The sequence below is a fragment of the Streptomyces sp. NBC_00207 genome, from assembly GCF_045160965.1.
Lineage (GTDB): Bacteria > Actinomycetota > Actinomycetes > Streptomycetales > Streptomycetaceae > Streptomyces.
The window spans coordinates 5,300,804-5,321,332 of sequence record NZ_CP130715.1; the positions used below are offsets into that span (position 1 = coordinate 5,300,804).

Genomic DNA, 20,529 nt, shown 5'->3' on the forward strand with positions numbered 1-20,529 from the left:
ACCCCAAGGGACAGCACTGATGAACCTGAACGCCGCACGTCTCCCGCGCATGGCACGAGTGGCCGCCCCCGTCGTGGCCGCGCTCGCGCTGACGATGGCCTTCGCGGGCCCGGCCGCCGCCGACCCGTCGTTCGTGACGAAGTCGGGCGGCGCGATCCTCTTCGCGGCCCTGCCCGGAGAACAGAACACCGTGAAAATCCAATTGAGCGGCTCCAACGTCATCGTCAGTGACACGACGAGCACGCTCACCGCAGGTCCCGGCTGCGCCCAGCTGAACCCCAACGCGGTCAACTGCGGCGGTGGCGTGACCCGTATCCAGGCCGCTCTGGGCAACGGGAACGACGTCCTGAGCAACCAGACCTCGATTCCCGCCGATGTCGACGGCGGAGCGGGTGAGGACAGCATCACCGGCGGGGGCGGCAACGACCGGCTGACGGACCCCGACGGCTGGAACTCCACGCCCGGCAGTCTCACCTTCGACGGGGGCGGGGGCAACGACACCATCGTCAGCAAGAACGGCGGCTTCGACCGGATCGCCTGCGGCGCCGGCTTCGACATCGTCGTGGCCGACCAGGCCGCCCTCGACGGCCTCAGCGTCACGCCCGCCCACGGCTGCGAGTTCGTCATCCGCTGACGCCGCCCGGGCCGCGCACGGCGTTTCCCCTCGGGCCGGGGCGGCCCGAGGGGAAACGCTCGTGAAGCGGGCTACCCGGCGCCGCCGCCCGCGCGGACCAGACCCGTCTCGTACGCCAGGACCACCACCTGCACCCGGTCGCGCAGCCCCAGCTTCGTCAGGATGCGGCCCACGTGCGTCTTCACGGTCGCCTCGGAGAGGACCAGCCGGGCGGCGATCTCCCCGTTCGACAGCCCCTGTGCCACCAGCAGCATGACCTCGCGCTCGCGCTCCGTCAGCCGCTCGATCTCCTTGTTCTGCGGCTCCTGCGTGGTCGTCGGCAGCATCGGCGCGAAGCGGTCCAGCAGCCGGCGCGTCGTGGACGGGGCCACCACCGCGTCCCCGCTGTGCACCGAGCGGATGGCCCCCAGCAGCTCGGCCGGCGGGACGTCCTTCAGCATGAAGCCGCTCGCACCGGCCTTCAGGCCGGAGAAGGCGTACTCGTCCAGGTCGAAGGTGGTCAGGATGATGACCTTCGGGTGCTCGTCCGGCTCGCAGATCCGCCGCGTCGCCTCGACACCGTCCAGCCGCGGCATGCGGACGTCCATCAGCACCACGTCCACCTTCGTGGCCCGCAGCACCTCCAGCGCCTCCAGGCCGTCGCCCGCCTCGGCGACGACCTCCATGTCCGGCTGGGCGGCGAGCACCATCCGGAAGCCGGTGCGCAGCAGCACCTGGTCGTCGACCAGCATCACTCGGATGGACATCAGTTACCTCGTCCTCGTCATCTCTTCTTCAGGGGAAGCAGTGCGCTGATCCGGAAGCCGCCGCCGGGACGCGGGCCCGCGTCCAGGGTTCCGCCGACCATACCGATCCGCTCGCGCATGCCGATCAGTCCGTGCCCGGCGCCGTCCGCGCCGCCGTCCTCGTACAGCTCGTGGGCCGCGCCCCGGCCGTCGTCCTCGACCAGCAGGCCGAGTCCGTCGTCGAAGTAGACCAGCCGGACGCTGGCCTTCGCCTCGGGGCCGCCGTGTTTGCGGGTGTTGGTCAGCGCCTCCTGCACGATCCGGTACGCCGTCAGCTCGACCCCGCTGGGCAGCCGCCGCGGTGCGCCCTCGACCTCGAAGTCCACCGCGAGCCCGGCCGCCCGTACCTGCTCGACCAGGACCTCGATCTGTTCGACGTCGGGCTGCGGCACGTAGTCCTCGGACTCCTGCGGCTCGCCGGTGCGCAGGACGCCCAGCAGCCGGCGCATCTCGGCGAGGGCCTGGCGGCCGGTGCCGGAGATGGTCTGGAGGGCCTCCTTGGCCTGCTCGGGAGCCACGTCCATGACGTACGCCGCCCCGTCCGCCTGGACCACCATCACCGAGACGTTGTGCGCGACGACGTCGTGCAGCTCGCGGGCGATCCTGGCGCGCTCGCCGGCCACGGCCACCTTGGCCTGGGCCTCGCGCTCCTTCTCCAGCCGCTGGTTCCGCTCGATCAGCTGGGCGTAGTAGGCCCGGCGGGTGCGCAGGGAGTCGCCCAGCACCCAGGCCAGCACGAAGGGGATGACCATGAAGACGGCGAAGAGGACGTTGTCGACGCTGTTGCTGCCCTTGTCCACGCCGAAGCGCACGAAGTACAGCGGCGCGGCGGCCAGCCCCCAGCCCAGTGCGGTGCGGGAGACCCAGCGCGGGACCTCGCTCGCGGCGACCGTGAAGAGGATCACGAACATCGCGACGTCGTAGACCCCGGCGACGATCCCCATCAGCAATTGGAAGACGCCCGCCCCGAGGGTGAGCCAGAACATGGCCTGCGTCCATTTGCGGCGCAGGGCCACGGCCGTGCTCAGTGCGATCACCACGGGGACGGCGGCGAACTTCAAGGGTCTGCCGATGTCGGGCTCACCCACGACGTTCAGCATCGAGACCCCGAAGAAGAGGACAGCCCAGAAGCTGTCGACGCCCGTCGGGTGTCTGCGGAGGAAGTCGTAGAGGCGCTGCACGTAACCCAGAGTAGGGAACGACGATAGGTGCTGGAGTCAACCAGAGGTTCGAACCTGGCAACAGGGGCGTACTCCCCAAGGTGGAGGGTGAACCTAACCTTTGTGGGGTGAGCACCCAGGTGGGACATACGACTCCGGTCCGGTGGCGCGACGCGATGGACGCCGCCCTGTACGGGCCCGGCGGCTTCTACGTGCGCCCGGGCGGGCCCGGGCCCGCCGGACACTTCCGCACCTCCGTGCACGCCTCCGCGCTGTACGCGGGCGCCGTGGCCCGGCTGCTGCGCCGGGTGGACGCGGAGCTCGGGCACCCGCAGGGGCTGGACCTGGTCGACGTGGGGGCCGGGCGCGGGGAGCTGCTGGCCGGGGTGCTGGCCGCGCTGGACCCGGAGACGGCCGCACGGGTGATCCCGTACGCCGTGGAGCGGGCGGAGCGGCCGGCCGGGCTCGACCCGCGGATCCGCTGGGTCGCGGCCCCGCCCGAACGGGCGACGGGGCTGCTCTTCGCCAACGAGTGGCTGGACAACGTGCCGCTGGAGATCGCGGAGGACGGGCGCTACGTCCTGGTCGCCCCGGACGGTACGGAGAGCCCTGGCGGCCCGCTGGACGGCGCGGACCGGGCCTGGCTGGAGCGGTGGTGGCCCGGCGGCGGTGCGGAGGCCGGCGGGGTGGAGATCGGCCGGGTGGAGATCGGACGGGCGCGCGACGAGGCCTGGGCGGCGGCCGTGGCGAGTCTGGAGCGGGGGCTGGCGGTGGCGGTGGACTACGCCCACACCCGCGACGCGAGGCCGCCGTACGGCACCCTGACGGGCTTCCGGGCGGGCCGGGAGGTCCCGCCCGTCCCGGACGGCAGCTGTGACGTCACCGCGCACGTGGCGCTGGACTCCTGTGCGGGACCGGACGCGGTCCTGCTGACCCAGCGCGAGGCGCTGTCGAGGCTCGGGGTCTCGGGCTCCCGCCCCGCGCTGGCGCTGGCCTCGGCGGATCCGGTGGCGTACGTCCGGGCGCTGGCGTCTGCGGGCGAGGCGGCGGAGCTCACGGCACGCGGGGGGCTCGGCGACTTCCTGTGGCTCTGCCAGCCCGTCGGGATCCGGGCGGCTTGGCCGGGGGCCGCCGCCGACTGACGCGGACCCGGTGTGCGGAGCCCGGCCGGCGCCGGCCGGGGCTGGAATGCCGGGGCTTGACCGGGCGGCGCGGTGTCGGCCCCGTACGCCGTCAGGCGCGGCTGATGATCAGCCGCGCCTGACGGTCCGGGGACGGAAGGGTTACTGCTGGACCTCGTCGTGGCCCTGGTGGAGGCCGCCGCCGCTGCCCGAGCCGCCCGTCGGCGTCGAGACGACCGGCTTCGACAGCGGGGCCAGGTCGTGCGCGTAGTGGCCGACCGCGTCCGCGATGACGTCGACGTTGATGTCGAGCGCCTTCTGGTCGATGTTGGTGATGTCGTCACCCTTGCCGTGGTAGTTCACGTCGTAGGCGACGCCCGCCTGGCCGCCGAACTTCGCGGCCTGCTCCGGGGTCTTGATGCCCTCGGCGCCGGTGAAGGTGCCGCCGGACGGGATGCCGACCTCGATGAACGGGCCGTAGTCCGAGCGGCCGGAGAAGTCCGTGCCCTCGTGCGGGATCTTCTTCGAGTCGAGGAAGTCGGTGATCCCCTTCTCCAGCTGGGCGGAACCGGCCGGGCCGGGGCCCGCGCCGGTGGCGTCCGAGTCGTCGCCGTCGTAGACGAAGTACGCGGAGTTCGGCGAGGCGATCATGTCGAAGTTGAGGTAGAGCTTGATCTGCTTCTTCTGCTCGTCCGTCAGCCCGGCGACGTACGCCTCCGAGCCGAGCAGGCCGAACTCCTCCGCCGACCACCAGGCGAACTTGACCTTGTTCTTGACCTTCTTCTGCTCGCTCGCGAGCCGCTGGGCGACCTGGAGGATGCCCGCCGAGCCGGAGCCGTTGTCGTTGATGCCCGGGCCGGCCGCGACCGAGTCGAGGTGCGCGCCGAGGAAGACGGTGTTGTTCTCGTCGCCGCCCTTGGTCTCGGCGATGACGTTGAACGTCTTGCGGTTCTCGCGCAGCTGCCGGATGTCGAGGGTGACCTCGACCGGGCCGGCCGCGGCCTCGGCGGCGAGCTTCTCGCCGTCCGCCTGGGTGATGCCGCCCGTCGGGACCTTGCCCGCGTTCGGGTCGCCGAGGGTTCCGTTGAGGGCGCCCGCGGTGTTGTTGTAGATGACCGCGCCGACCGCGCCGGCCGCCGCCGCGTTCTGCTGCTTCACCGCGAAGGTGCAGCCGCCGCGCTTGACCAGGGCGATCTTGCCGGTGAAGGTGCCGGAGGCGAAGTCGCCCGGCTCGCAGCCGTTCGTCCCGTCCGCGTCGACCGGGGCGACGGCGACCTGGGCGGTCACGCCGCCCTCCGGGCTGTTCGCCGTGTAGGACATCAGGTGGATCGGTACGTCGCGCTGGTTCGCGCCGCCCACCGTCAGCTTCTCCTCGATCGTCTCGACGTAGACGAAGTCGAACTCGTTGCGGGTGACGGTGTATCCGGCCGCCTTCAGCACGGCCTCGATGTACTTGGCCGACTGCTCGTGGCCCTTGGAACCGGCCGCACGGTTGCCGTTGTTGTAGTCGGCCAGGGACTGCAGGACCTTGAGGTGGTTGTAGGCGCCCTTGCCGGTCGCGTCCTTGACCAGCTTCCTTGCGAGCGCGTCACCGCGGGCGGCGTCGCTCTGCGGGCTCCCGGTGGCTCCGGCCGGTCCGGCGAGCAGCAGCGGTGAGACGAGGGCCGCTGCGGCCAGGGCGGCGGTTGCTGCGGCTATACGGCGTGAGGGCATGAAGGTCCTTCCACGACAAAGGCGAGCAGGGCGGGCGGATCTGGGCACAGCAAGGCAGAGCAGGGCACAGCAAGGCAGAGCGTGGTGCAGCTGAAACGCAGAATCGGTGTGCGTCAGGTGGGGAAACAGTGAGCGCACGTTAGACAGCAAGTGGCCATCATGGCCAGAGTTTTCGCTGATTTCGGTTTATGAATTCCGTATATCGGTGACTCTGCGCCGACGAAATCCGGCCAATCGCCCGCCGGTTCCGCCTAGCGGAGGACGCCCTCGATGAAGTCGGCTCCGATGCGGGCGACCGCCCCGAGATCCAACTGGTGCTGGGCGTAGCGGCCTTGTCGTCGCGTGTGCATCAGGCCGGCCTTCTTCAGGACGGCCAGATGCCGTGACACCTCCGGCGCGGTGATCCCGTACACGGTCGCCAGCTCGCTCGTCGTGAACGGGGCCCGGGCCAGGCTCCGGCACAGCATCATCCGCATGGGATGCGCCAGCGCCTCCATCCGCCGCTGGAGCAGCTCCACCGAGCCGGGCTCGGAGACCGGTTCGGGGGAGCCGAGCGGATAGTGGACCACCGGTCGCCAGCCCGGCGCGTGCAGCACCAGCAGATGCGGCCAGCCGAAGTTGGTCGGCACGAAGACCAGGCCGGCGCCTATTCGGGGATCGGTCGCGGTCGTCGATCCGTGGACCATCTTGTCGGCGGTGATGGTGGTGCCGCCCTCGTCGACGCTCAGCGCCGCCGAGACCTCCTTCAGCACGGCCGGCAGCCCCTTGCGGCGCAGCACCTCCGTCTTGTGCCGGGCGTCGGCGCTCTGCCCGGGCTCGACGCGCTTCCACGTCTCGGCGAAGAAGGCCTCGTCGCAGTCCTCCAGGAGGCGCCGCATCCACACCCGTACGGCGGCCGTGTCGTCGAGGAGCCGCATGGAGAAGTCCAGCTGGCGCGGGCCGCGGGCGGCGGCCGTCTCCAGCGCCTTGGCCCGCGCCGCCGGGTTGTCCAGGGGCGAGGAGGACGGTCCGCCCTCGTTGTAGAGCGCCAGCCAGCACTGCTCCAGGGCGGCCCGCACGAACCGCTCGTCGTCCAGCCGGTCGAGCACGTCCAGCGCCTCGGCCAGCGTGGCGGCGGGCAGCCCGGTTCCGCCGGGCAGTCCGGCGAAGGGCATGAAGATGTCGGAGAACGAGCTCCGCCACATGAAGTCGGCCTCCAGCAGCCGGTCCGCGAGGCACGGATCGAGCGAGGCGGCGGTGGCGGTGGTCCAAGAGGTCAGCCCCGGGTGGTGCGCGGGCTGGGAGAGCGCGTGCAGCGCCATGCAGAGCTCCGCGAGCGGGGAGGGCGCGAAGGTGATCCGCTCTGCGGGGAGTCCGGCGATGTCGATCGTGACGCTCATCAGGCCATTCTGTCGTCCCGCCCGCCGGGGGAGCGGCAGGGCGGGCGGGCCGGCGCCGCCGTCCGAGTGGCCGCGGGCGCTCCGGCGCGGCGGCCGGAAGAGTGATCGTTTGCCGGTGGGGCGGCCGCGGGGAGCCGTCGATTGACGGGGAACGTCAACTGTCGTGCGCGGTGCCGCCGACGGGGTGAGGGTAGAGGTATGAGCGCGATCGAGCAGTACCTCATAGACACCTGGCGGGCCTCCCAGCACGCGGAGCCGATGCCCCCGCCTCCCGGCCGCGACGACATCGCCGTGCTGCGCGAGATCCGGTCGTACGAGCAGGTCAAGGCCGTCGTGGAGGGCCGCCCGGCCCGCCACCCCTGGCGCGCGGCCCTGCACCGGATGCTGACCCGCCCCCGCGCGTGCTGATCCGCCCCCGGCGGCCGGACCGGGCCGGTGGCCGGTGAGCGGGCCGGCTGCGCCGGGGCCGGGCGGCCCTGAGACGGCTCAGGCGAAGCTGGGCGCGTTGCGCTCGTAGACCAGTCGCAGTCCGATCAGCGTCAGCCACGGTTCGTGGTCGTCGATCACCGAGGACTCGCCCAGCACGATCGGCGCCAGCCCGCCCGTCGCGATGATGCGGACGTCGTCCGGATCGCCGTTCGGCCCGGCCAGCTCCTTCGCCATCCGGGCCACGACCCCGTCGACCTGGCCCGCGAAGCCGTAGACCACGCCCGACTGCATCGCCTCGACCGTGGACTTGCCGATCACGTTGCGCGGCCGGGCCAGCTCGATCTTGCGCAGCTGGGCCCCCCGTACGCCGAGCGCCTCCATCGAGATCTCGATGCCCGGGGAGATCACCCCGCCCACGTACTCGCCCTTCGCGGACACCGCGTCGAAGGTGGTCGCCGTACCGAGGTCGACCACGATCGCCGGGCCCCCGTAGAGCTCGACCACGGCGACGGCGTTGACGATCCGGTCGGCGCCGACCTCCTTCGGGTTGTCCGTGAGGATCGGCACGCCCGTCTTGGTGCCGGGCTCCACGATCACCGCGGGCACGTCGCCGTAGTAGCGGCGGGTCACCTCGCGGAGCTCGTGCAGGACCGCCGGCACCGTCGCGCAGATCGCGATGCCGTGGATGCCGTCGCCCAGCTCGCTGCCGAGCATCGGGTGCATGCCCATCAGGCCCTGCATGAGCACGGCCATCTCGTCGGCCGTGCGCCGCGGGTCGGTCGAGATGCGCCAGTGCTCGACGATCTCGTCACCGTCGAACAGGCCCAGGACCGTGTGGGTGTTGCCCACGTCGATGGTGAGGAGCACCGGTTACACCGCCTCGCGCAGATCGAGGCCGATGTCCAGGATCGGCGAGGAGTGCGTCAGCCCGCCGACGGCCAGGTAGTCCACGCCGGTCTCCGCGTACGCCCGGGCGGTGTCCAGGGTGAGGCGGCCCGAGGACTCCAGCACCGCGCGCCCGGCGACCAGGGCCACGGCCTCGGCGGTCTGCCCGACCGTGAAGTTGTCCAGCAGGATCAGGTCGGCGCCGGCCTCCAGGACCTCGCCGATCTGCTCCAGGGTGTCGACCTCGACCTCGATCGGGACCTCCGGGAAGGCCTCCCGCACGGCCTTGAAGGCCTGGGCGACGCCGCCCGCGGCCACCACGTGGTTGTCCTTGACCAGCGCGGCGTCCGACAGCGACATCCGGTGGTTGACGCCGCCGCCGCAGCGCACCGCGTACTTCTCCAGCGCGCGCAGGCCCGGCGTGGTCTTGCGGGTGTCGCGGACCTTCGCCCCGGTGCCCTCCAGCACGTCCGCCCAGCGGCGGGTGGCGGTCGCGATGCCGGACAGCCGGCACAGGATGTTCAGCGCGCTGCGCTCCGCCGTCAGCAGGTCGCGGGTGCGCGAGCGCACCGACAGCAGCAGCTGCCCGGCCTGGACGCTGTCGCCGTCCTCCGCGTGCCGCTCCACCTCGAAGGCCTCCGTGCACACCACGGAGAACACGGCCTCGGCGATCCGCAGACCGGCCACGACGCCGTCCTCGCGCGCGACGAAGTCGGCGACCGCCTCGGCCTCCTCGGGCACCGTGGCGACGGTGGTGACGTCCACGCCGCCGTCCAGGTCCTCGGAGAGCGCCATGTGCGCGATGTCCTCGACCTCGATGGGGTCCAGGCCCGCGTCGGCCAGCAGCTGGGCGAGCGCCGGGTCCAGGCCGCTCTCCTCGCCGTCACCGCAGGCGCAGTCGTCGCCGCAGCCGCCGTCGTTCTGGTCGATCAGGGGAAGTTCGGGGGTGCTCACGGTCACTGCTCCAGGCTCGGGGTGCTCAGGGGGTGCACGGACGGGAAGTCCGCGGAGTCGGTGGGGACGACGACCAGGGCCCGCTTCTCGGTCGCCGAGAGCCGGACGACGAGGTGGCGCCGCCAGTCGGCATCGTCCCGGTCCGGGTGGTCCTCGCGCCAGTGGCAGCCGCGGGTCTCCTCGCGCCGCTGCGCGGCGGCGACCAGGACCCGTGCCACGCACAGCAGGTTGGTGGCCTCCCAGGTGTCCACACCCGGCTCGGCGGTCTTGCCGTGCGCTTCGAGGTCGTTCAGGGCGGTCGCGTACAGCGCTTCGAGGGCCTCGGCCGCCGCGGCCAGCGAGTCGGCGGAGCGGAGCACGCCCGCGCCCTGCGTCATGATCCGCTGGATCTCGTGCCGGGCCGCGGCGGGCTGCAGCGGGCCGGTCGCCGGGACCGGGACGACCGGGCCGTTGGCGCCGAAGCGCTGCGCGGCGATGTCGTCGGCGATCCGCTCGGCGAAGACCAGGCCCTCCAGCAGCGAGTTGGAGGCGAGCCGGTTCGCGCCGTGCACACCGGTGCAGGCGACCTCACCGCAGGCGTACAGGCCGCGGACGGTGGTCCGGCCGTGCAGGTCGGTCCGTACGCCGCCGGACGCGTAGTGCGCGGCGGGCGCGACGGGGATCGGCTCGGTCACCGGGTCGATGCCGTGCGAGCGGCAGGCGGCGAGGATCGTCGGGAACCGCTGCTCCCACATCTCGGCGCCGAAGTGCCGGGCGTCCAGGTACATGTGCTGCGCGCCCTGCTCCTGCATGCGGCGCATGATGCCCTTGGCGACGATGTCGCGCGGGGCCAGCTCGGCGAGCTCGTGCTGCCCCTGCATGAAGCGGACGCCGTCCGCGTCGACGAGGTACGCGCCCTCCCCGCGGACCGCCTCCGACACCAGCGGCTGCTGCCCCTCGGCGTCCGGGCCGAGGAAGAGCACCGTCGGGTGGAACTGCACGAACTCCAGGTCGGAGACCTCGGCGCCGGCCCGCAGGGCGAGCGCCACGCCGTCACCGGTGGACACCGACGGATTGGTGGTGGCCGAGAAGACCTGGCCCATGCCGCCGGTCGCGAGGATCACGGCGGGCGCGTGGACGGCGCCGACGCCGTCGTGCTGCCCCTCGCCCATCACGTGCAGGGTGACTCCGGCCGTACGGCCCTGCGCGTCCTGCAGCAGGTCCAGTACGAGTGCGTTCTCGACGGTCTCGATGCCGGCGGCCTGGACCGCCTCGACGAGCGCCCGGGAGATCTCGGCACCGGTGGCGTCGCCGCCCGCGTGGGCGATCCGCCGGCGGTGGTGGCCGCCCTCCCGGGTCAGTTCTATCTCGCCGGTCTCCGCGGAGGTGTCGAAGACCGCGCCGGCGGCCATCAACCGCCGCACCGCGTCCGGGCCTTCGGTGACGAGCAGCCGTACGGCCTCCTCGTCGCACAGGCCCGCGCCCGCGACCAGGGTGTCGTCGAGGTGCTGCTCCGGGGTGTCGCCGTCACCGAGGGCCGCGGCGATGCCGCCCTGGGCCCAGCGGGTGGAGCCGTCGTCGAGCCGGGCCTTGGTGACCACGACGGTACGGCGGCCCGCGGCGGCGCAGCGCAGTGCGGCGGTCAGGCCCGCCACACCGGAACCGACGACCACGACATCGGCGTCGAGGGACCAGCCGGGGGCGGGCGCGTGCAGCCGTATGCCGGTGCCCGCGGCCGTGTCTCCGCCGTCGCTGCCTGCGGGGCCTCTGCCTGGGGTGCTCACGAGTGTGCTCCGAATTCCAATGGGATGTTGTCGATCAGCCGGGTCGCGCCCACCTTCGCGGCGACGGCCAGCACGGCCTGCCCGGTGAAGCCGGGACCGGCCTCGGTGAAGTCCTGCGGGTCCACCAGCGCCAGGTAGTCCAGCACGAGCGGCGGCTCGTGGCGGCCCGCCTCCTCCAGGACGTGCAGCGCGGCGGCCCGTACGGCGTCCGGCAGCCCCCCGCCCGCCGCCGACACGGCGTGCGCGTCGGCCGAGGCCCGGATCTCGCCGAGCCGGGCCAGGGCGGTGGCCCGCTCGTCACTGGCCGGGGAGGCCTCGGCGCGGGCGCGCAGCGCCGCCTGCGCCGCGAGCCGGTCCTGCCCGGCGAACAGGGCGCGGGACAGGGCCAGGGCGGTGTGCCGCTCGACGGGGGAGAGGTAGCGGTTGCGGGACGACAGCGCGAGCCCGTCCTCCTCGCGGACGGTCGGGACGCCGACCACCTCCACGGGGAAGTTCAGGTCGGTCACCATCCGCCGGATCAGCGCCAGTTGCTGGGCGTCCTTCTGGCCGAAGAGGGCCAGGTCGGGGCGGGTGAGGTGGAGGAGCTTGGCGACGACGGTCAGCATCCCGTCGAAGTGGCCGGGGCGGGTGGCCCCTTCGAGGCGCTCGCCCATCGGCCCGGCGCTGACCCGCACCTGCGGGTCGCCGCCCGGGTAGACCTCGTCGACGGACGGGGCGAACACCGCGTCGGCGCCCGCCCCTTCGGCGATCCGCAGATCGGCGTCGAGGGTGCGCGGATAGCGGTCGAGGTCCTCGTTCGCCCCGAACTGCAGCGGATTGACGAAGACGGTGACGACGACCTGGCCGTCCGGCCCGGCCTGTTCGCGCGCGGTACGGATCAAGGTGGCGTGGCCCTCGTGCAGGGCGCCCATCGTCATCACCACGGCCCGCCGGCCGGTGCGCGCAAGACCGTGCAGCTCCTCGGCGGTGTGCAGCAGCAGCCGGTTCACTCGTGGCCCCCGTCGGCGTCCGTGTCGGCGAGAACGCCGAGCAGGTCCTCGGCGAGTTCCGGTTTGAGCAGACCGTGCGCGAGGGCGCGGTCGGCGGTGGTGCGGGCCATCGCCAGGTATCCGGCGACCGTGCCCGGCGCGTGCCGGCGCAGTTCCGAGACGTGCGCGGCGACCGTACCGGCGTCCCCGCGGGCCACCGGGCCCGTCAGGGCGGCGTCTCCGGAGCGCAGGGCGTTGTCGAGGGCCGCGCCGAGCAGCGGGCCGAGCATCCGGTCGGGGTGCTCGACCCCGGCCTTGGCCAGCAGCTCTATCGCCTGGGCGACCAGCGTGACCAGGTGGTTCGCGCCGAGGGCGAGGGCCGCGTGGTAGAGCGGACGGTTCTCCTCCGCGATCCACTCGGGCTCCCCGCCCATCTCGATGACCAGGGCCTCGGCGGCGAGCCGCAGTTCCTCGGGGGCGGTGACGCCGAAGGAGCAGCCGGCCAGCCGCTGCACGTCGACCTCGGTGCCGGTGAAGGTCATCGCGGGGTGCAGGGCCAGCGGCAGCGCGCCCGCACGGCGCGCCGGGTCGAGCACGGCCGTCCCGTACCGGCCCGAGGTGTGCACGATGAGCTGGCCGGGGCGGATCGCACCGGTCTCGGCCAGACCCTCCACGAGGGAGGGCAGGGCGTCGTCGGGGACGGTGAGGAGGACCAGATCGGCCCGCTCCAGTACCTGCGCGGGCGGCACGAGCGGCACGTCGGGCAGCATCCGCGCGGCCCGGCGCACGGACGCGTCGGACACACCGGAGACGGCGACGGGCCGGTGCCCGGCCTGCTGGAGCGCACGGGCCAGCGCCGGACCGACACGGCCGGCTCCGACGACGCCGACGGCGAGCCGGGCAGGGCGTGGCTGCTGTGATGGATTCACGCGGGGAGGGCCTTCCGTTCCAGTCCGCGGGGGGTACCGGACGATACGCCGCCATGCTAGCTCCTGGGGCAATTGGCCGGACGGCGACGACGAGGGCGAGGATCGGGCTCCATGAGCGACGACAGTGACCAGACGGAACGTACGAAGCGGCAGGTGGCGGCCTGGCGCGGGGCCGGGCGCAGGCTGTCGCGCAGCCTGCTCGAACCCACGGTGGGGGAACTGCTCGCCGAGCTCGCCGAAGCCCCGTACGCCATGGACGGACCGGCCGACGTGTACGGCGACGGGGTCGTCGAGGAGCTGGAGCGCCGGGTCGCGGAGCTGCTGGGCACGCAGGACGCGGCGTTCTTCCCCAGCGGGACGATGGCCCAGCAGATCGCGCTCCGCTGCTGGGCGGGACGGACCGGGAACCCGGTGGTGGCGCTGCACCCGATGAGCCATCCGGAGCGGTGGGAGGGGGACGCGCTGTCCAACGTCTCCGGGCTGCGGGTGGTGCACCCGACGACGGAGGCCCGCCAGCCGACGCCCGCGGAGGTCGCGGAGGTCCGGGACCCCTTCGGCACGCTGATGCTGGAGCTGCCCCTGCGGGACGCCGGCTTCCTCCTCCCCAGCTGGGAGGAGCTGGAGGCACTGGTCGAGGCGGCCCGCGAGCGGGAGGCGGTGGTCCACTTCGACGGCGCCCGCCTGTGGGAGTCCACCGTCCACTTCGGGCGCCCGCTGCCGGAGATCGCGGGGCTCGCGGACTCGGTCTACGTCTCCTTCTACAAGTCCCTCGGCGGCCTGAGCGGGGCCTGCCTGGCCGGGGCGCGGGAGTTCGTGGAGGAGACCCGCGTCTGGCGCCACCGGTACGGCGGCCAGATCTTCCGGCAGTTCCCGCAGGCCCTGTCCGCGCTGGCCGGACTGGAACGGGAACTGCCCCGGCTGCCGTCGTACGTCGCCCAGGCGCGGATGGTGGCCGGGGCGCTGCGCTCGGCGTTCGCGGAGTCCGGGGTCCCGTGGTCGCGGATCCACCCGGAGGAGCCGCACACGCACCAGTTCCAGGTGTGGCTGCCGTACGAGGCGGACCGGCTGACGGAGGCGGGACTGCGGCTGGCGGAGGAGACGGGCACGGTCCTCTTCCGCCGGTGGTCTCCCGACGGGCCGCCGGGTCTCGCGGTGACGGAACTGGAGATCACCGAGCCGGGCCTGTCCTGGACGGAGTCCGACGTGAAGGAGGCCGTCGCGGCTTTCGTGGCCCGGCTCTGAGCCCCCGGAGGGAAGTGGCGAATCACCGAATTCGGGGAAACTCATCGGTCCGGGCCGGTGTCGGAGTTACCGTCCACTCGACGGCAATTACCGGCCACCGTTGCCCGGAGGAGACACCATGACCGCTCAGCCCACGTGGCGGAAGTCCTCGTTCTGCGCTGAGGGCGACGCCTGCGTCTACGTCGCCACCGCCCCCGGAGCCCTAGTCAAGGTCGCCGACCGCGTCGACCCCGCGCACCTCGTGCTCGCCACGACCCAGGCCGCCTGGGCCGATTTCATCCGCGCCGTGAAAGAAACCGCCGCGCCGTAATTGCTCACCCTAAGGGGATTTTGTCCGATTAGCGCGTATCTTCGGCCCATGCCCACGCCCTACGGATCTCGCGGCGGCATGGCGTTCAGCGCTGCTGAACTGCACGTGCTCAGGCGTCTCCTCGCCCACGCCCTTCAGTCCTCCCCGGCCCCCCTGGCGGCCGCGGAGGTCCAGGACTGCCTGCGCCTCGCGCAGTCGGTGGACGAAGCGGTCCAGGAGGCGGGCCGGCTCAGAGCGTTCCTCCTGGAGGACCTCGCCCGCTACCGGGGCGCCCTGCCCGGCAGCCTCTCCGGCTACCTGGAGCTGCTGCAGGACGCCCTGGCCGCCGGCTACGAACCGGTACCCGACGACCTCGCCGCCCTGCGCGCGCTCCGCGCCAATCCGGTCGCCGCCGCGCTGCTGGAACGGGCCCAGGGCGTCGCGGAGCGCTCCGTGCGCCGGCGGCTGTCGACGACTCCCGCGCCCCGGACCCGGCTGCTGGCGCTGGCCGGCGGGCGGGAGGAGCAGCCGAAGCCGGCTCCGCAGCCCAAGGAGCCGCCCCGGCCGGAGCGGCCGGTTCCCACCCCCGGTGAGGTGTTCCCGCCGCGCCGCAAGCCGGCCCCGCCCCCGGCGGCCGGGTGGGCCGTCGGGTAGCTACGCTGTGGGGCATGGACTACGTCTCCGCGCTCGTGCCCCCCATCGTGATGGCCGCGTTCTTCATCGCTCTCGTCGTGACGATCGTGAAGAGCCAGGGCGGCGCCAACAAGGCCAAGGAAGACGCGGCGGTCGACGCCGTGATCGCCCGGGCCGAGGCCGCGCGCCAGCAGAACTAGCCCTCCGGGCGACGGGAGTGCGGCCCACCGGCCGCACTCCCGATTTTGTCGCGCGTTGCCGAGTGAATAGTCGGGCAATTCCGCACAAGCAGCACTATCGTGCTGTTGTGCCTCGCCCCTTGGGAGAACTCGAAGACGCCGTCATGACGCGGGTGTGGCAGTGGAACCGCCCGGTCACCGTTCGTGAAGTACTGGAAGACCTCCAGCAGGAACGGTCCATCGCGTACACCACGGTCATGACCGTTATGGACAATCTTCATCAGAAGGGCTGGGTCCGCCGGGAAGCCGAAGGCCGCGCCTATCGATATACGGCGGTCTCCACCCGCGCCGCCTACTCGGCCGCACTGATGAACGAAGCCTGGTCGACGAGCGACAACCCCGCGGCCGCCCTCGTCGCCTTCTTCGGCATGATGTCCGCGGAACAGCGGGAAGCACTCCGGGACGCCGTACGGGTCGTCCAGCACGACGACGAGTCCGGCGCCGAAGCCGTGGCCGAAGCCGCGGCCCGGCCCTCCGCTCCGCCGGAAGCCGAAGGGGACTCCGGCGAGCGCCGGGGGGAGCCGGGGCGATAGCGTCCGCAGCCATGGGAGAGTTTTCCTCTGCACATGCAGAAACAGTGACGATCCGCCGTGCCCGCACCGGTGATGTTCCCGCGCTGCGCCGCCTCCTCGACCAGTACGTGCAGCAGCGGATCCTGCTGGACAAAGCCCCGGTCGTCCTTTATGAGGACATCCAGGAGTTCTGGGTCGCGGAACGCGACTCCGACGGTCAGGTGGTCGGCTGCGGAGCTCTCCACGTGATGTGGGAAGACCTCGCCGAAGTGCGTACTCTCGCCGTGGACCGCGACTTGAAGGGCGGCGGCGTCGGCCACAAGGTGCTGCAGCAGTTGTTGCGGACCGCCCGCACGCTCGGGGTGAGCCGGGTTTTCTGCCTGACCTTCGAAGTCGAGTTCTTCGCGAAGCACGGGTTCGTCGAGATCGGCGAGACCCCGGTCAAGACCGATGTCTACATGGAGCTCCTGCGTTCCTATGACGAGGGCGTCGCGGAGTTCCTCGGTCTCGAACGAGTGAAGCCGAACACCTTGGGCAACAGTCGGATGCTTCTGCACCTCTGATCGATGGCCTCAGCTTTTCCGTCGAACCGCACACCTGTGGCCTATGTCCGAATCGCGCACGTTTCCCGCCCTGTTGCGGTCCTGAACCTCTCCCCGGGGGTTTGTGTTTTCCAGGCAAAAGCGGTTTCCTTTCCACGTACTGCTTTTCGATGAAAGGAAATCCCGGTGGCACAGAAGGTTCAGGTCCTTCTTGTCGACGACCTCGACGGTGGCGAGGCGGACGAGACGGTGACGTTCGCTCTGGATGGCAAGACCTACGAGATCGACCTCACCACCGCCAACGCTGAAAAGCTCCGCGGTCTGCTCGACCCGTACACCAAGGGCGGCCGCCGCACCGGTGGCCGTGCCACCGCGGCACGTGCCAAGGGCCGCGCTTCGGCGACGACCGGCAACCCGGACACCGCGGAGATCCGCGCGTGGGCCAAGGAGAACGGTTACAACGTGAACGACCGCGGTCGCGTGCCGGCCGAGATCCGCGAGGCCTACGAGAAGACCAAGGGCTGACGGACCCCCGTCGTACGCCGGCCCAGGCGGGCCCGGTGGCATTCCGTCGCCGCCGCCGCCACCAGGCGTACGAGATCGGGCCCGGCGGTTCCCTTGCCGGGACCGGGTCCGGCGGCCTGCCCGGGACCGGGCAGGGCCGGCAGCAGTGCCTCACACCCCTGCTCGGGGGGTCGCAGCCAGACAGCGGCCCCCCGAGGGCTTTCTCCCAGGGGCTGCCCCGGGGGAGCCGGGGCGGTGATCCGGCCACCCGCACCCAGGGCGGTCAGATCCAGGGCGACCCCGCCCCACTCCAGCCAGTCGAGCAGCCCCTCCAGCTCCTCTGCGCTCCCCGCGGCCACCAGGAACCGCATCCGGCGCCCCATGAGCGCCACCGGGCCCGTGGCGACCGGCCTGCGCAGCAGCGCCGCCCCCGCATCGGACGGCAGCTCCAGCACGTCGAACCGGATCCCGGTCGCGAGCCGGCCGGGCGGACCGCCCGTGACGGCCCAGCCGAGCACCCTCTCGTACCAGGAGGCGTACGCGCCCTCCCCGGGCGCGACGCGGGGGAGCGGGACGGTCGGCGCAGCGGTTACGGCCATACCCGGAGCAACTCGCGAAACGCTCCGGGGTTACGGGCGCCGTGACACACCGCACTCACTCATATGCGGAACGTAAACATCTGTGGAGGCGGAGTCCCACATTCGGGACGGAACTGTGTTCGCCCTTAGCTGAGGCGACCGGTGCCGAGGGCATGGAGTGTCAGTCCTTACGGGTAAGACATTCCTAGTGGATCGGGGCGACACGCTGATTTGACGGGCTTCCGTTCGCCGTCGGCGTACACGCATGACGGGTATCTGCCTGGCCTGCGGGAACATCGTCTCGCACCATCGAGTTGGAGCAGTTGTCGGCTCTGTGAGCCGGTTTTCCCGCTGATGCAGGGGTGAGCCGAGGACGGATGTCGGCAGTTGGAATGAGCTGTCCCGCCCCGCGGGACTAGCATGCGGAAGGACAGGGCGGGGACCGACCCCGAACTGCCCGACCGCTCTGAGGAGCGATAAACGATGTTCGAGAGGTTCACCGACCGCGCGCGGCGGGTTGTCGTCCTGGCTCAGGAAGAAGCCCGGATGCTCAACCACAACTACATCGGCACCGAGCACATCCTCCTGGGCTTGATCCACGAGGGTGAGGGTGTCGCCGCTAAGGCCCTGGAGAGCCTCGGGATTTCGCTCGAGGCTGTTCGCCAGCAGGTTGAGGAGATCATCGGACAGGGGCAGCAGGCCCCTTCCGGCCACATCCCCTTCACCCCGCGGGCGAAGAAGGTCCTGGAGCTTTCGCTCCGAGAGGCCCTCCAGCTCGGCCACAACTACATCGGCACCGAGCACATCCTGCTCGGCCTGATCCGCGAGGGCGAGGGCGTCGCCGCCCAGGTCCTCGTGAAGCTGGGCGCCGATCTCAACCGAGTCCGGCAGCAGGTCATCCAGCTGCTCTCCGGCTACACCGGTGGAGGCAAGGAGTCGGCCACGGCCGGCGGCCCGGCCGAGGGCACGCCCTCGACCTCGCTCGTCCTGGACCAGTTCGGCCGCAACCTCACCCAGGCGGCCCGCGAATCCAAGCTCGACCCGGTCATCGGGCGCGAGAAGGAGATCGAGCGGGTCATGCAGGTGCTGTCCCGCCGTACGAAGAACAACCCGGTCCTCATCGGCGAGCCCGGCGTCGGCAAGACCGCCGTCGTCGAGGGCCTGGCCCAGGCGATCGTCAAGGGCGAGGTTCCCGAGACGCTGAAGGACAAGCACCTCTACACGCTTGACCTCGGCGCCCTGGTCGCGGGTTCCCGCTACCGCGGTGACTTCGAGGAGCGCCTGAAGAAGGTGCTCAAGGAGATCCGCACCCGCGGCGACATCATCCTGTTCATCGACGAGCTCCACACCCTCGTGGGTGCGGGCGCCGCCGAGGGCGCGATCGACGCCGCCAGCATCCTCAAGCCCATGCTGGCCCGTGGTGAGCTCCAGACCATCGGTGCCACGACGCTGGACGAGTACCGCAAGCACCTCGAGAAGGACGCGGCCCTCGAGCGCCGCTTCCAGCCGATCCAGGTGGCGGAGCCTTCCCTCCCCCACACGATCGAGATCCTCAAGGGCCTGCGCGACCGCTACGAGGCCCACCACCGCGTCTCCATCACGGACGAGGCCCTCGTCCAGGCGGCGACGCTGGCGGACCGGTACATCTCGGACCGCTTCCTCCCGGACAAGGCGATCGACCTGATCGACGAGGCCGGCTCCCGGATGCGCATCCGCCGGATGACCGCGCCGCCGGACCTCCGCGAGTTCGACGAGAAGATCGCGGCCGTGCGCCGCGACAAGGAGTCGGCCATCGACTCCCAGGACTTCGAGAAGGCGGCTTCCCTCCGCGACAAGGAGAAGCAGCTGCTCGCGGGGAAGACCAAGCGCGAGAAGGAATGGAAGGCCGGCGACATGGACGTCGTCGCCGAGGTCGACGGCGAGCTCATCGCCGAGGTCCTCGCGACCGCGACCGGCATTCCCGTCTTCAAGCTCACCGAGGAGGAGTCCTCGCGACTGCTCCGCATGGAGGACGAGCTCCACCGTCGGGTCATCGGCCAGAAGGACGCCATCAAGGCGCTCTCCCAGGCGATCCGCCGTACCCGTGCGGGTCTGAAGGACCCGAAGCGCCCGGGTGGCTCGTTCATCTTCGCCGGCCCGTCCGGTGTCGGTAAGACCGAGCTCTCGAAGACGCTCGCCGAATTCCTCTTCGGTGACGAGGACGCGCTGATCTCCCTCGACATGTCGGAGTTCAGCGAGAAGCACACGGTTTCCCGTCTCTTCGGTTCGCCCCCCGGCTACGTGGGCTACGAAGAGGGCGGCCAGCTCACCGAGAAGGTGCGCCGGAAGCCGTTCTCCGTCGTCCTCTTCGACGAGGTCGAGAAGGCCCACCCGGATATCTTCAATTCCCTTCTGCAGATCCTGGAAGACGGTCGTCTGACCGACTCCCAGGGCCGGGTCGTGGACTTCAAGAACACGGTCATCATCATGACGACCAACCTGGGTACCCGGGACATCTCGAAGGGCTTCAACCTGGGCTTCGCGGCGCAGGGAGACACCAAGACCGGTTACGAGCGCATGAAGGCGAAGGTCAACGAAGAGCTCAAGCAGCACTTCCGGCCCGAGTTCCTGAACCGCGTCGACGACACGGTCGTCTTCCACCAGCTCACCGAGGAAGACATCATCCAGATCGTCGACCTGATGATCGCGAAGGTCGACGAGCGCCTGAAGGACCGCGACATGGGCATCGAGCTGAGCGGCGACGCGAAGCTCCTGCTCGCCAAGCGCGGCTACGACCCGATCCTGGGTGCCCGGCCGCTGCGCCGGACCATCCAGCGCGAGATCGAGGACGTCCTGTCGGAGAAGATCCTCTTCGGCGAGCTGCGTCCCGGTCACATCGTGGTCGTCGGCAAGGAGGGTGAGGGCGAGGAAGCCAAGTTCACCTTCCGCGGCGAGGAGAAGTCGGCCCTGCCGGACCTCCCCCCGATCGAGGCCACGGGCTCCGGCCCGGACCTGTCGAAGGGCGCGTAAGCGCGACTGGGCACCAAAGGGGCGGCCCCGGGACTGAAAAGTCCCGGGGCCGCCCCTTTTCGTCGTGGGGTGCGAGCGGCCGCTCTCCGCGCGCGGGCCGGGGTGCGCAGGGGGAGGACGCACGGGACGGGCCCGTCGGCGGGGCTGCGGGCGGCGGAGACGGCCTGCCACCGGACGTGGGTGGTCTCGGCCGGCTCCGGTCTTGCCGGGCGGCAGGACGCGCTCGTACCGGGAGCGGCTCGCGCCGGGCCGCGTAGGGGG

The 20,529-nt window shown here is 71.5% G+C and carries 21 protein-coding genes; 11 read left to right on the top strand and 10 right to left on the bottom strand.

What is annotated here, in order from left to right; genetic code table 11:
* The first annotated feature begins 19 nt into the window (after positions 1-19).
* Positions 20-634: a hypothetical protein gene (locus OG472_RS25130; protein ID WP_405831351.1), complete on the top strand. Its 615-nt coding sequence runs from the start codon at positions 20-22 to the stop codon at positions 632-634.
* 71 nt (positions 635-705) lie between these two features.
* Here the strand turns inward: OG472_RS25130 and OG472_RS25135 are convergent, their stop codons facing one another.
* Positions 706-1,380: a response regulator gene (locus tag OG472_RS25135; RefSeq protein WP_401610945.1), complete on the bottom strand. Its 675-nt coding sequence runs from the start codon at positions 1,378-1,380 to the stop codon at positions 706-708.
* 17 nt (positions 1,381-1,397) lie between these two features.
* Complete coding sequence (locus OG472_RS25140) at positions 1,398-2,600, bottom strand: sensor histidine kinase (RefSeq protein ID WP_405831353.1); 1,203 nt, start codon at positions 2,598-2,600, stop codon at positions 1,398-1,400.
* A 155-nt stretch (positions 2,601-2,755) separates the two neighbouring features.
* Between OG472_RS25140 and OG472_RS25145 the strand changes: the two genes are divergently transcribed.
* Positions 2,756-3,721, top strand: a complete 966-nt coding sequence (locus OG472_RS25145; RefSeq protein WP_405834925.1) for an SAM-dependent methyltransferase — start codon at positions 2,756-2,758, stop codon at positions 3,719-3,721.
* Positions 3,722-3,862: 141 nt separating this feature from the next.
* Here the strand turns inward: OG472_RS25145 and OG472_RS25150 are convergent, their stop codons facing one another.
* Both OG472_RS25150 and OG472_RS25155 read right to left on the bottom strand, forming a co-directional pair.
* Entirely contained in the window at positions 3,863-5,413 is a 1,551-nt protein-coding gene (locus tag OG472_RS25150; RefSeq protein WP_401610941.1) for a M28 family metallopeptidase, read from the bottom strand.
* A gap of 251 nt (positions 5,414-5,664) precedes the next feature.
* Complete coding sequence (locus tag OG472_RS25155; RefSeq protein ID WP_405831355.1) at positions 5,665-6,792, bottom strand: DUF5937 family protein; 1,128 nt, start codon at positions 6,790-6,792, stop codon at positions 5,665-5,667.
* 198 nt (positions 6,793-6,990) lie between these two features.
* Between OG472_RS25155 and OG472_RS25160 the strand changes: the two genes are divergently transcribed.
* Positions 6,991-7,200, top strand: a complete 210-nt coding sequence (locus tag OG472_RS25160) for a hypothetical protein (RefSeq protein WP_405831357.1) — start codon at positions 6,991-6,993, stop codon at positions 7,198-7,200.
* 78 nt (positions 7,201-7,278) lie between these two features.
* Here OG472_RS25160 and OG472_RS25165 read toward each other — a convergent pair whose 3' ends face one another.
* The 5 genes from OG472_RS25165 to OG472_RS25185 are packed head-to-tail and all read right to left on the bottom strand — an operon-like array spanning position 7,279 to position 12,720.
* On the bottom strand, positions 7,279-8,088 hold the full coding sequence (locus tag OG472_RS25165) for a type III pantothenate kinase (protein WP_401610935.1): 810 nt from the start codon (positions 8,086-8,088) through the stop codon (positions 7,279-7,281).
* A 3-nt stretch (positions 8,089-8,091) separates the two neighbouring features.
* The gene (nadC, locus tag OG472_RS25170) at positions 8,092-9,060 is read right to left on the bottom strand and encodes a carboxylating nicotinate-nucleotide diphosphorylase (RefSeq protein WP_401610933.1); all 969 of its coding nucleotides are present in this window, start codon (positions 9,058-9,060) and stop codon (positions 8,092-8,094) included.
* A gap of 2 nt (positions 9,061-9,062) precedes the next feature.
* Positions 9,063-10,823, bottom strand: a complete 1,761-nt coding sequence (locus OG472_RS25175; protein WP_405831359.1) for an L-aspartate oxidase — start codon at positions 10,821-10,823, stop codon at positions 9,063-9,065.
* Positions 10,820-11,812, bottom strand: coding sequence for a pantoate--beta-alanine ligase (panC, locus tag OG472_RS25180; RefSeq protein WP_405831360.1), 993 nt, complete (start codon positions 11,810-11,812; stop codon positions 10,820-10,822). The genes OG472_RS25175 and panC overlap by 4 nt, the downstream gene beginning before the upstream one ends.
* Positions 11,809-12,720 (bottom strand): Rossmann-like and DUF2520 domain-containing protein, encoded by a 912-nt coding sequence (locus OG472_RS25185; RefSeq protein WP_405831361.1) that lies wholly within the window; start codon positions 12,718-12,720, stop codon positions 11,809-11,811. The genes panC and OG472_RS25185 overlap by 4 nt, the downstream gene beginning before the upstream one ends.
* 111 nt (positions 12,721-12,831) lie before the next feature.
* On the opposite strand from OG472_RS25185, the gene OG472_RS25190 reads away from it, so the two are divergent.
* The 7 genes from OG472_RS25190 to OG472_RS25220 all read left to right on the top strand — a co-directional run bounded on the left by OG472_RS25190 (position 12,832) and on the right by OG472_RS25220 (position 16,702).
* On the top strand, positions 12,832-13,962 hold the full coding sequence (locus OG472_RS25190; protein WP_405831363.1) for a threonine aldolase family protein: 1,131 nt from the start codon (positions 12,832-12,834) through the stop codon (positions 13,960-13,962).
* 118 nt (positions 13,963-14,080) lie between these two features.
* On the top strand, positions 14,081-14,272 hold the full coding sequence (locus OG472_RS25195) for a DUF397 domain-containing protein (RefSeq protein WP_401610923.1): 192 nt from the start codon (positions 14,081-14,083) through the stop codon (positions 14,270-14,272).
* A 48-nt stretch (positions 14,273-14,320) separates the two neighbouring features.
* The gene (locus OG472_RS25200) at positions 14,321-14,905 is read left to right on the top strand and encodes a hypothetical protein (protein ID WP_401610921.1); all 585 of its coding nucleotides are present in this window, start codon (positions 14,321-14,323) and stop codon (positions 14,903-14,905) included.
* Positions 14,906-14,919: 14 nt separating this feature from the next.
* Positions 14,920-15,084 carry a hypothetical protein gene (locus OG472_RS25205; protein WP_319727111.1) on the top strand — a complete coding sequence of 55 codons (165 nt, stop codon included), beginning with the start codon at positions 14,920-14,922 and terminating at the stop codon, positions 15,082-15,084.
* Positions 15,085-15,191: 107 nt separating this feature from the next.
* Entirely contained in the window at positions 15,192-15,656 is a 465-nt protein-coding gene (locus OG472_RS25210) for a BlaI/MecI/CopY family transcriptional regulator (protein WP_405942082.1), read from the top strand.
* Positions 15,657-15,667: 11 nt separating this feature from the next.
* A complete protein-coding gene (locus OG472_RS25215; protein WP_401610917.1) occupies positions 15,668-16,198 on the top strand; it encodes an amino-acid N-acetyltransferase in 531 nt (176 codons plus the stop codon).
* Between the two features lie 165 nt (positions 16,199-16,363).
* Positions 16,364-16,702 (top strand): Lsr2 family protein, encoded by a 339-nt coding sequence (locus OG472_RS25220; protein WP_383566600.1) that lies wholly within the window; start codon positions 16,364-16,366, stop codon positions 16,700-16,702.
* Here the strand turns inward: OG472_RS25220 and OG472_RS25225 are convergent.
* Positions 16,681-17,280, bottom strand: coding sequence for an SCO3374 family protein (locus OG472_RS25225; protein WP_401610915.1), 600 nt, complete (start codon positions 17,278-17,280; stop codon positions 16,681-16,683). The genes OG472_RS25220 and OG472_RS25225 overlap by 22 nt on opposite strands.
* Before the next feature lie 462 nt (positions 17,281-17,742).
* Here OG472_RS25225 and OG472_RS25230 point away from each other — a divergent pair, with 462 nt between their 5' ends.
* Positions 17,743-20,268: an ATP-dependent Clp protease ATP-binding subunit gene (locus OG472_RS25230; protein ID WP_046777943.1), complete on the top strand. Its 2,526-nt coding sequence runs from the start codon at positions 17,743-17,745 to the stop codon at positions 20,266-20,268.
* Positions 20,269-20,529 lie beyond the last annotated feature (261 nt).

Bases quoted from the DNA above. Each gene is read 5' to 3' on its own strand.
- OG472_RS25145 (WP_405834925.1), top strand. From the start codon at position 2,756: ATGGACGCCGCCCTGTACGGGCCCGGCGGCTTCTACGTGCGCCCGGGC.
- OG472_RS25215 (WP_401610917.1), top strand. From the start codon at position 15,668: ATGGGAGAGTTTTCCTCTGCACATGCAGAAACAGTGACGATCCGCCGT.
- OG472_RS25160 (WP_405831357.1), top strand. From the start codon at position 6,991: ATGAGCGCGATCGAGCAGTACCTCATAGACACCTGGCGGGCCTCCCAG.
- OG472_RS25225 (WP_401610915.1), bottom strand. From the start codon at position 17,280: ATGGCCGTAACCGCTGCGCCGACCGTCCCGCTCCCCCGCGTCGCGCCC.
- OG472_RS25135 (WP_401610945.1), bottom strand. From the start codon at position 1,380: ATGTCCATCCGAGTGATGCTGGTCGACGACCAGGTGCTGCTGCGCACC.
- OG472_RS25190 (WP_405831363.1), top strand. From the start codon at position 12,832: ATGAGCGACGACAGTGACCAGACGGAACGTACGAAGCGGCAGGTGGCG.
- OG472_RS25230 (WP_046777943.1), top strand. From the start codon at position 17,743: ATGTTCGAGAGGTTCACCGACCGCGCGCGGCGGGTTGTCGTCCTGGCT.
- OG472_RS25155 (WP_405831355.1), bottom strand. From the start codon at position 6,792: ATGAGCGTCACGATCGACATCGCCGGACTCCCCGCAGAGCGGATCACC.
- OG472_RS25130 (WP_405831351.1), top strand. From the start codon at position 20: ATGAACCTGAACGCCGCACGTCTCCCGCGCATGGCACGAGTGGCCGCC.
- OG472_RS25150 (WP_401610941.1), bottom strand. From the start codon at position 5,413: ATGCCCTCACGCCGTATAGCCGCAGCAACCGCCGCCCTGGCCGCAGCG.
- OG472_RS25200 (WP_401610921.1), top strand. From the start codon at position 14,321: ATGCCCACGCCCTACGGATCTCGCGGCGGCATGGCGTTCAGCGCTGCT.
- OG472_RS25205 (WP_319727111.1), top strand. From the start codon at position 14,920: ATGGACTACGTCTCCGCGCTCGTGCCCCCCATCGTGATGGCCGCGTTC.
- OG472_RS25195 (WP_401610923.1), top strand. From the start codon at position 14,081: ATGACCGCTCAGCCCACGTGGCGGAAGTCCTCGTTCTGCGCTGAGGGC.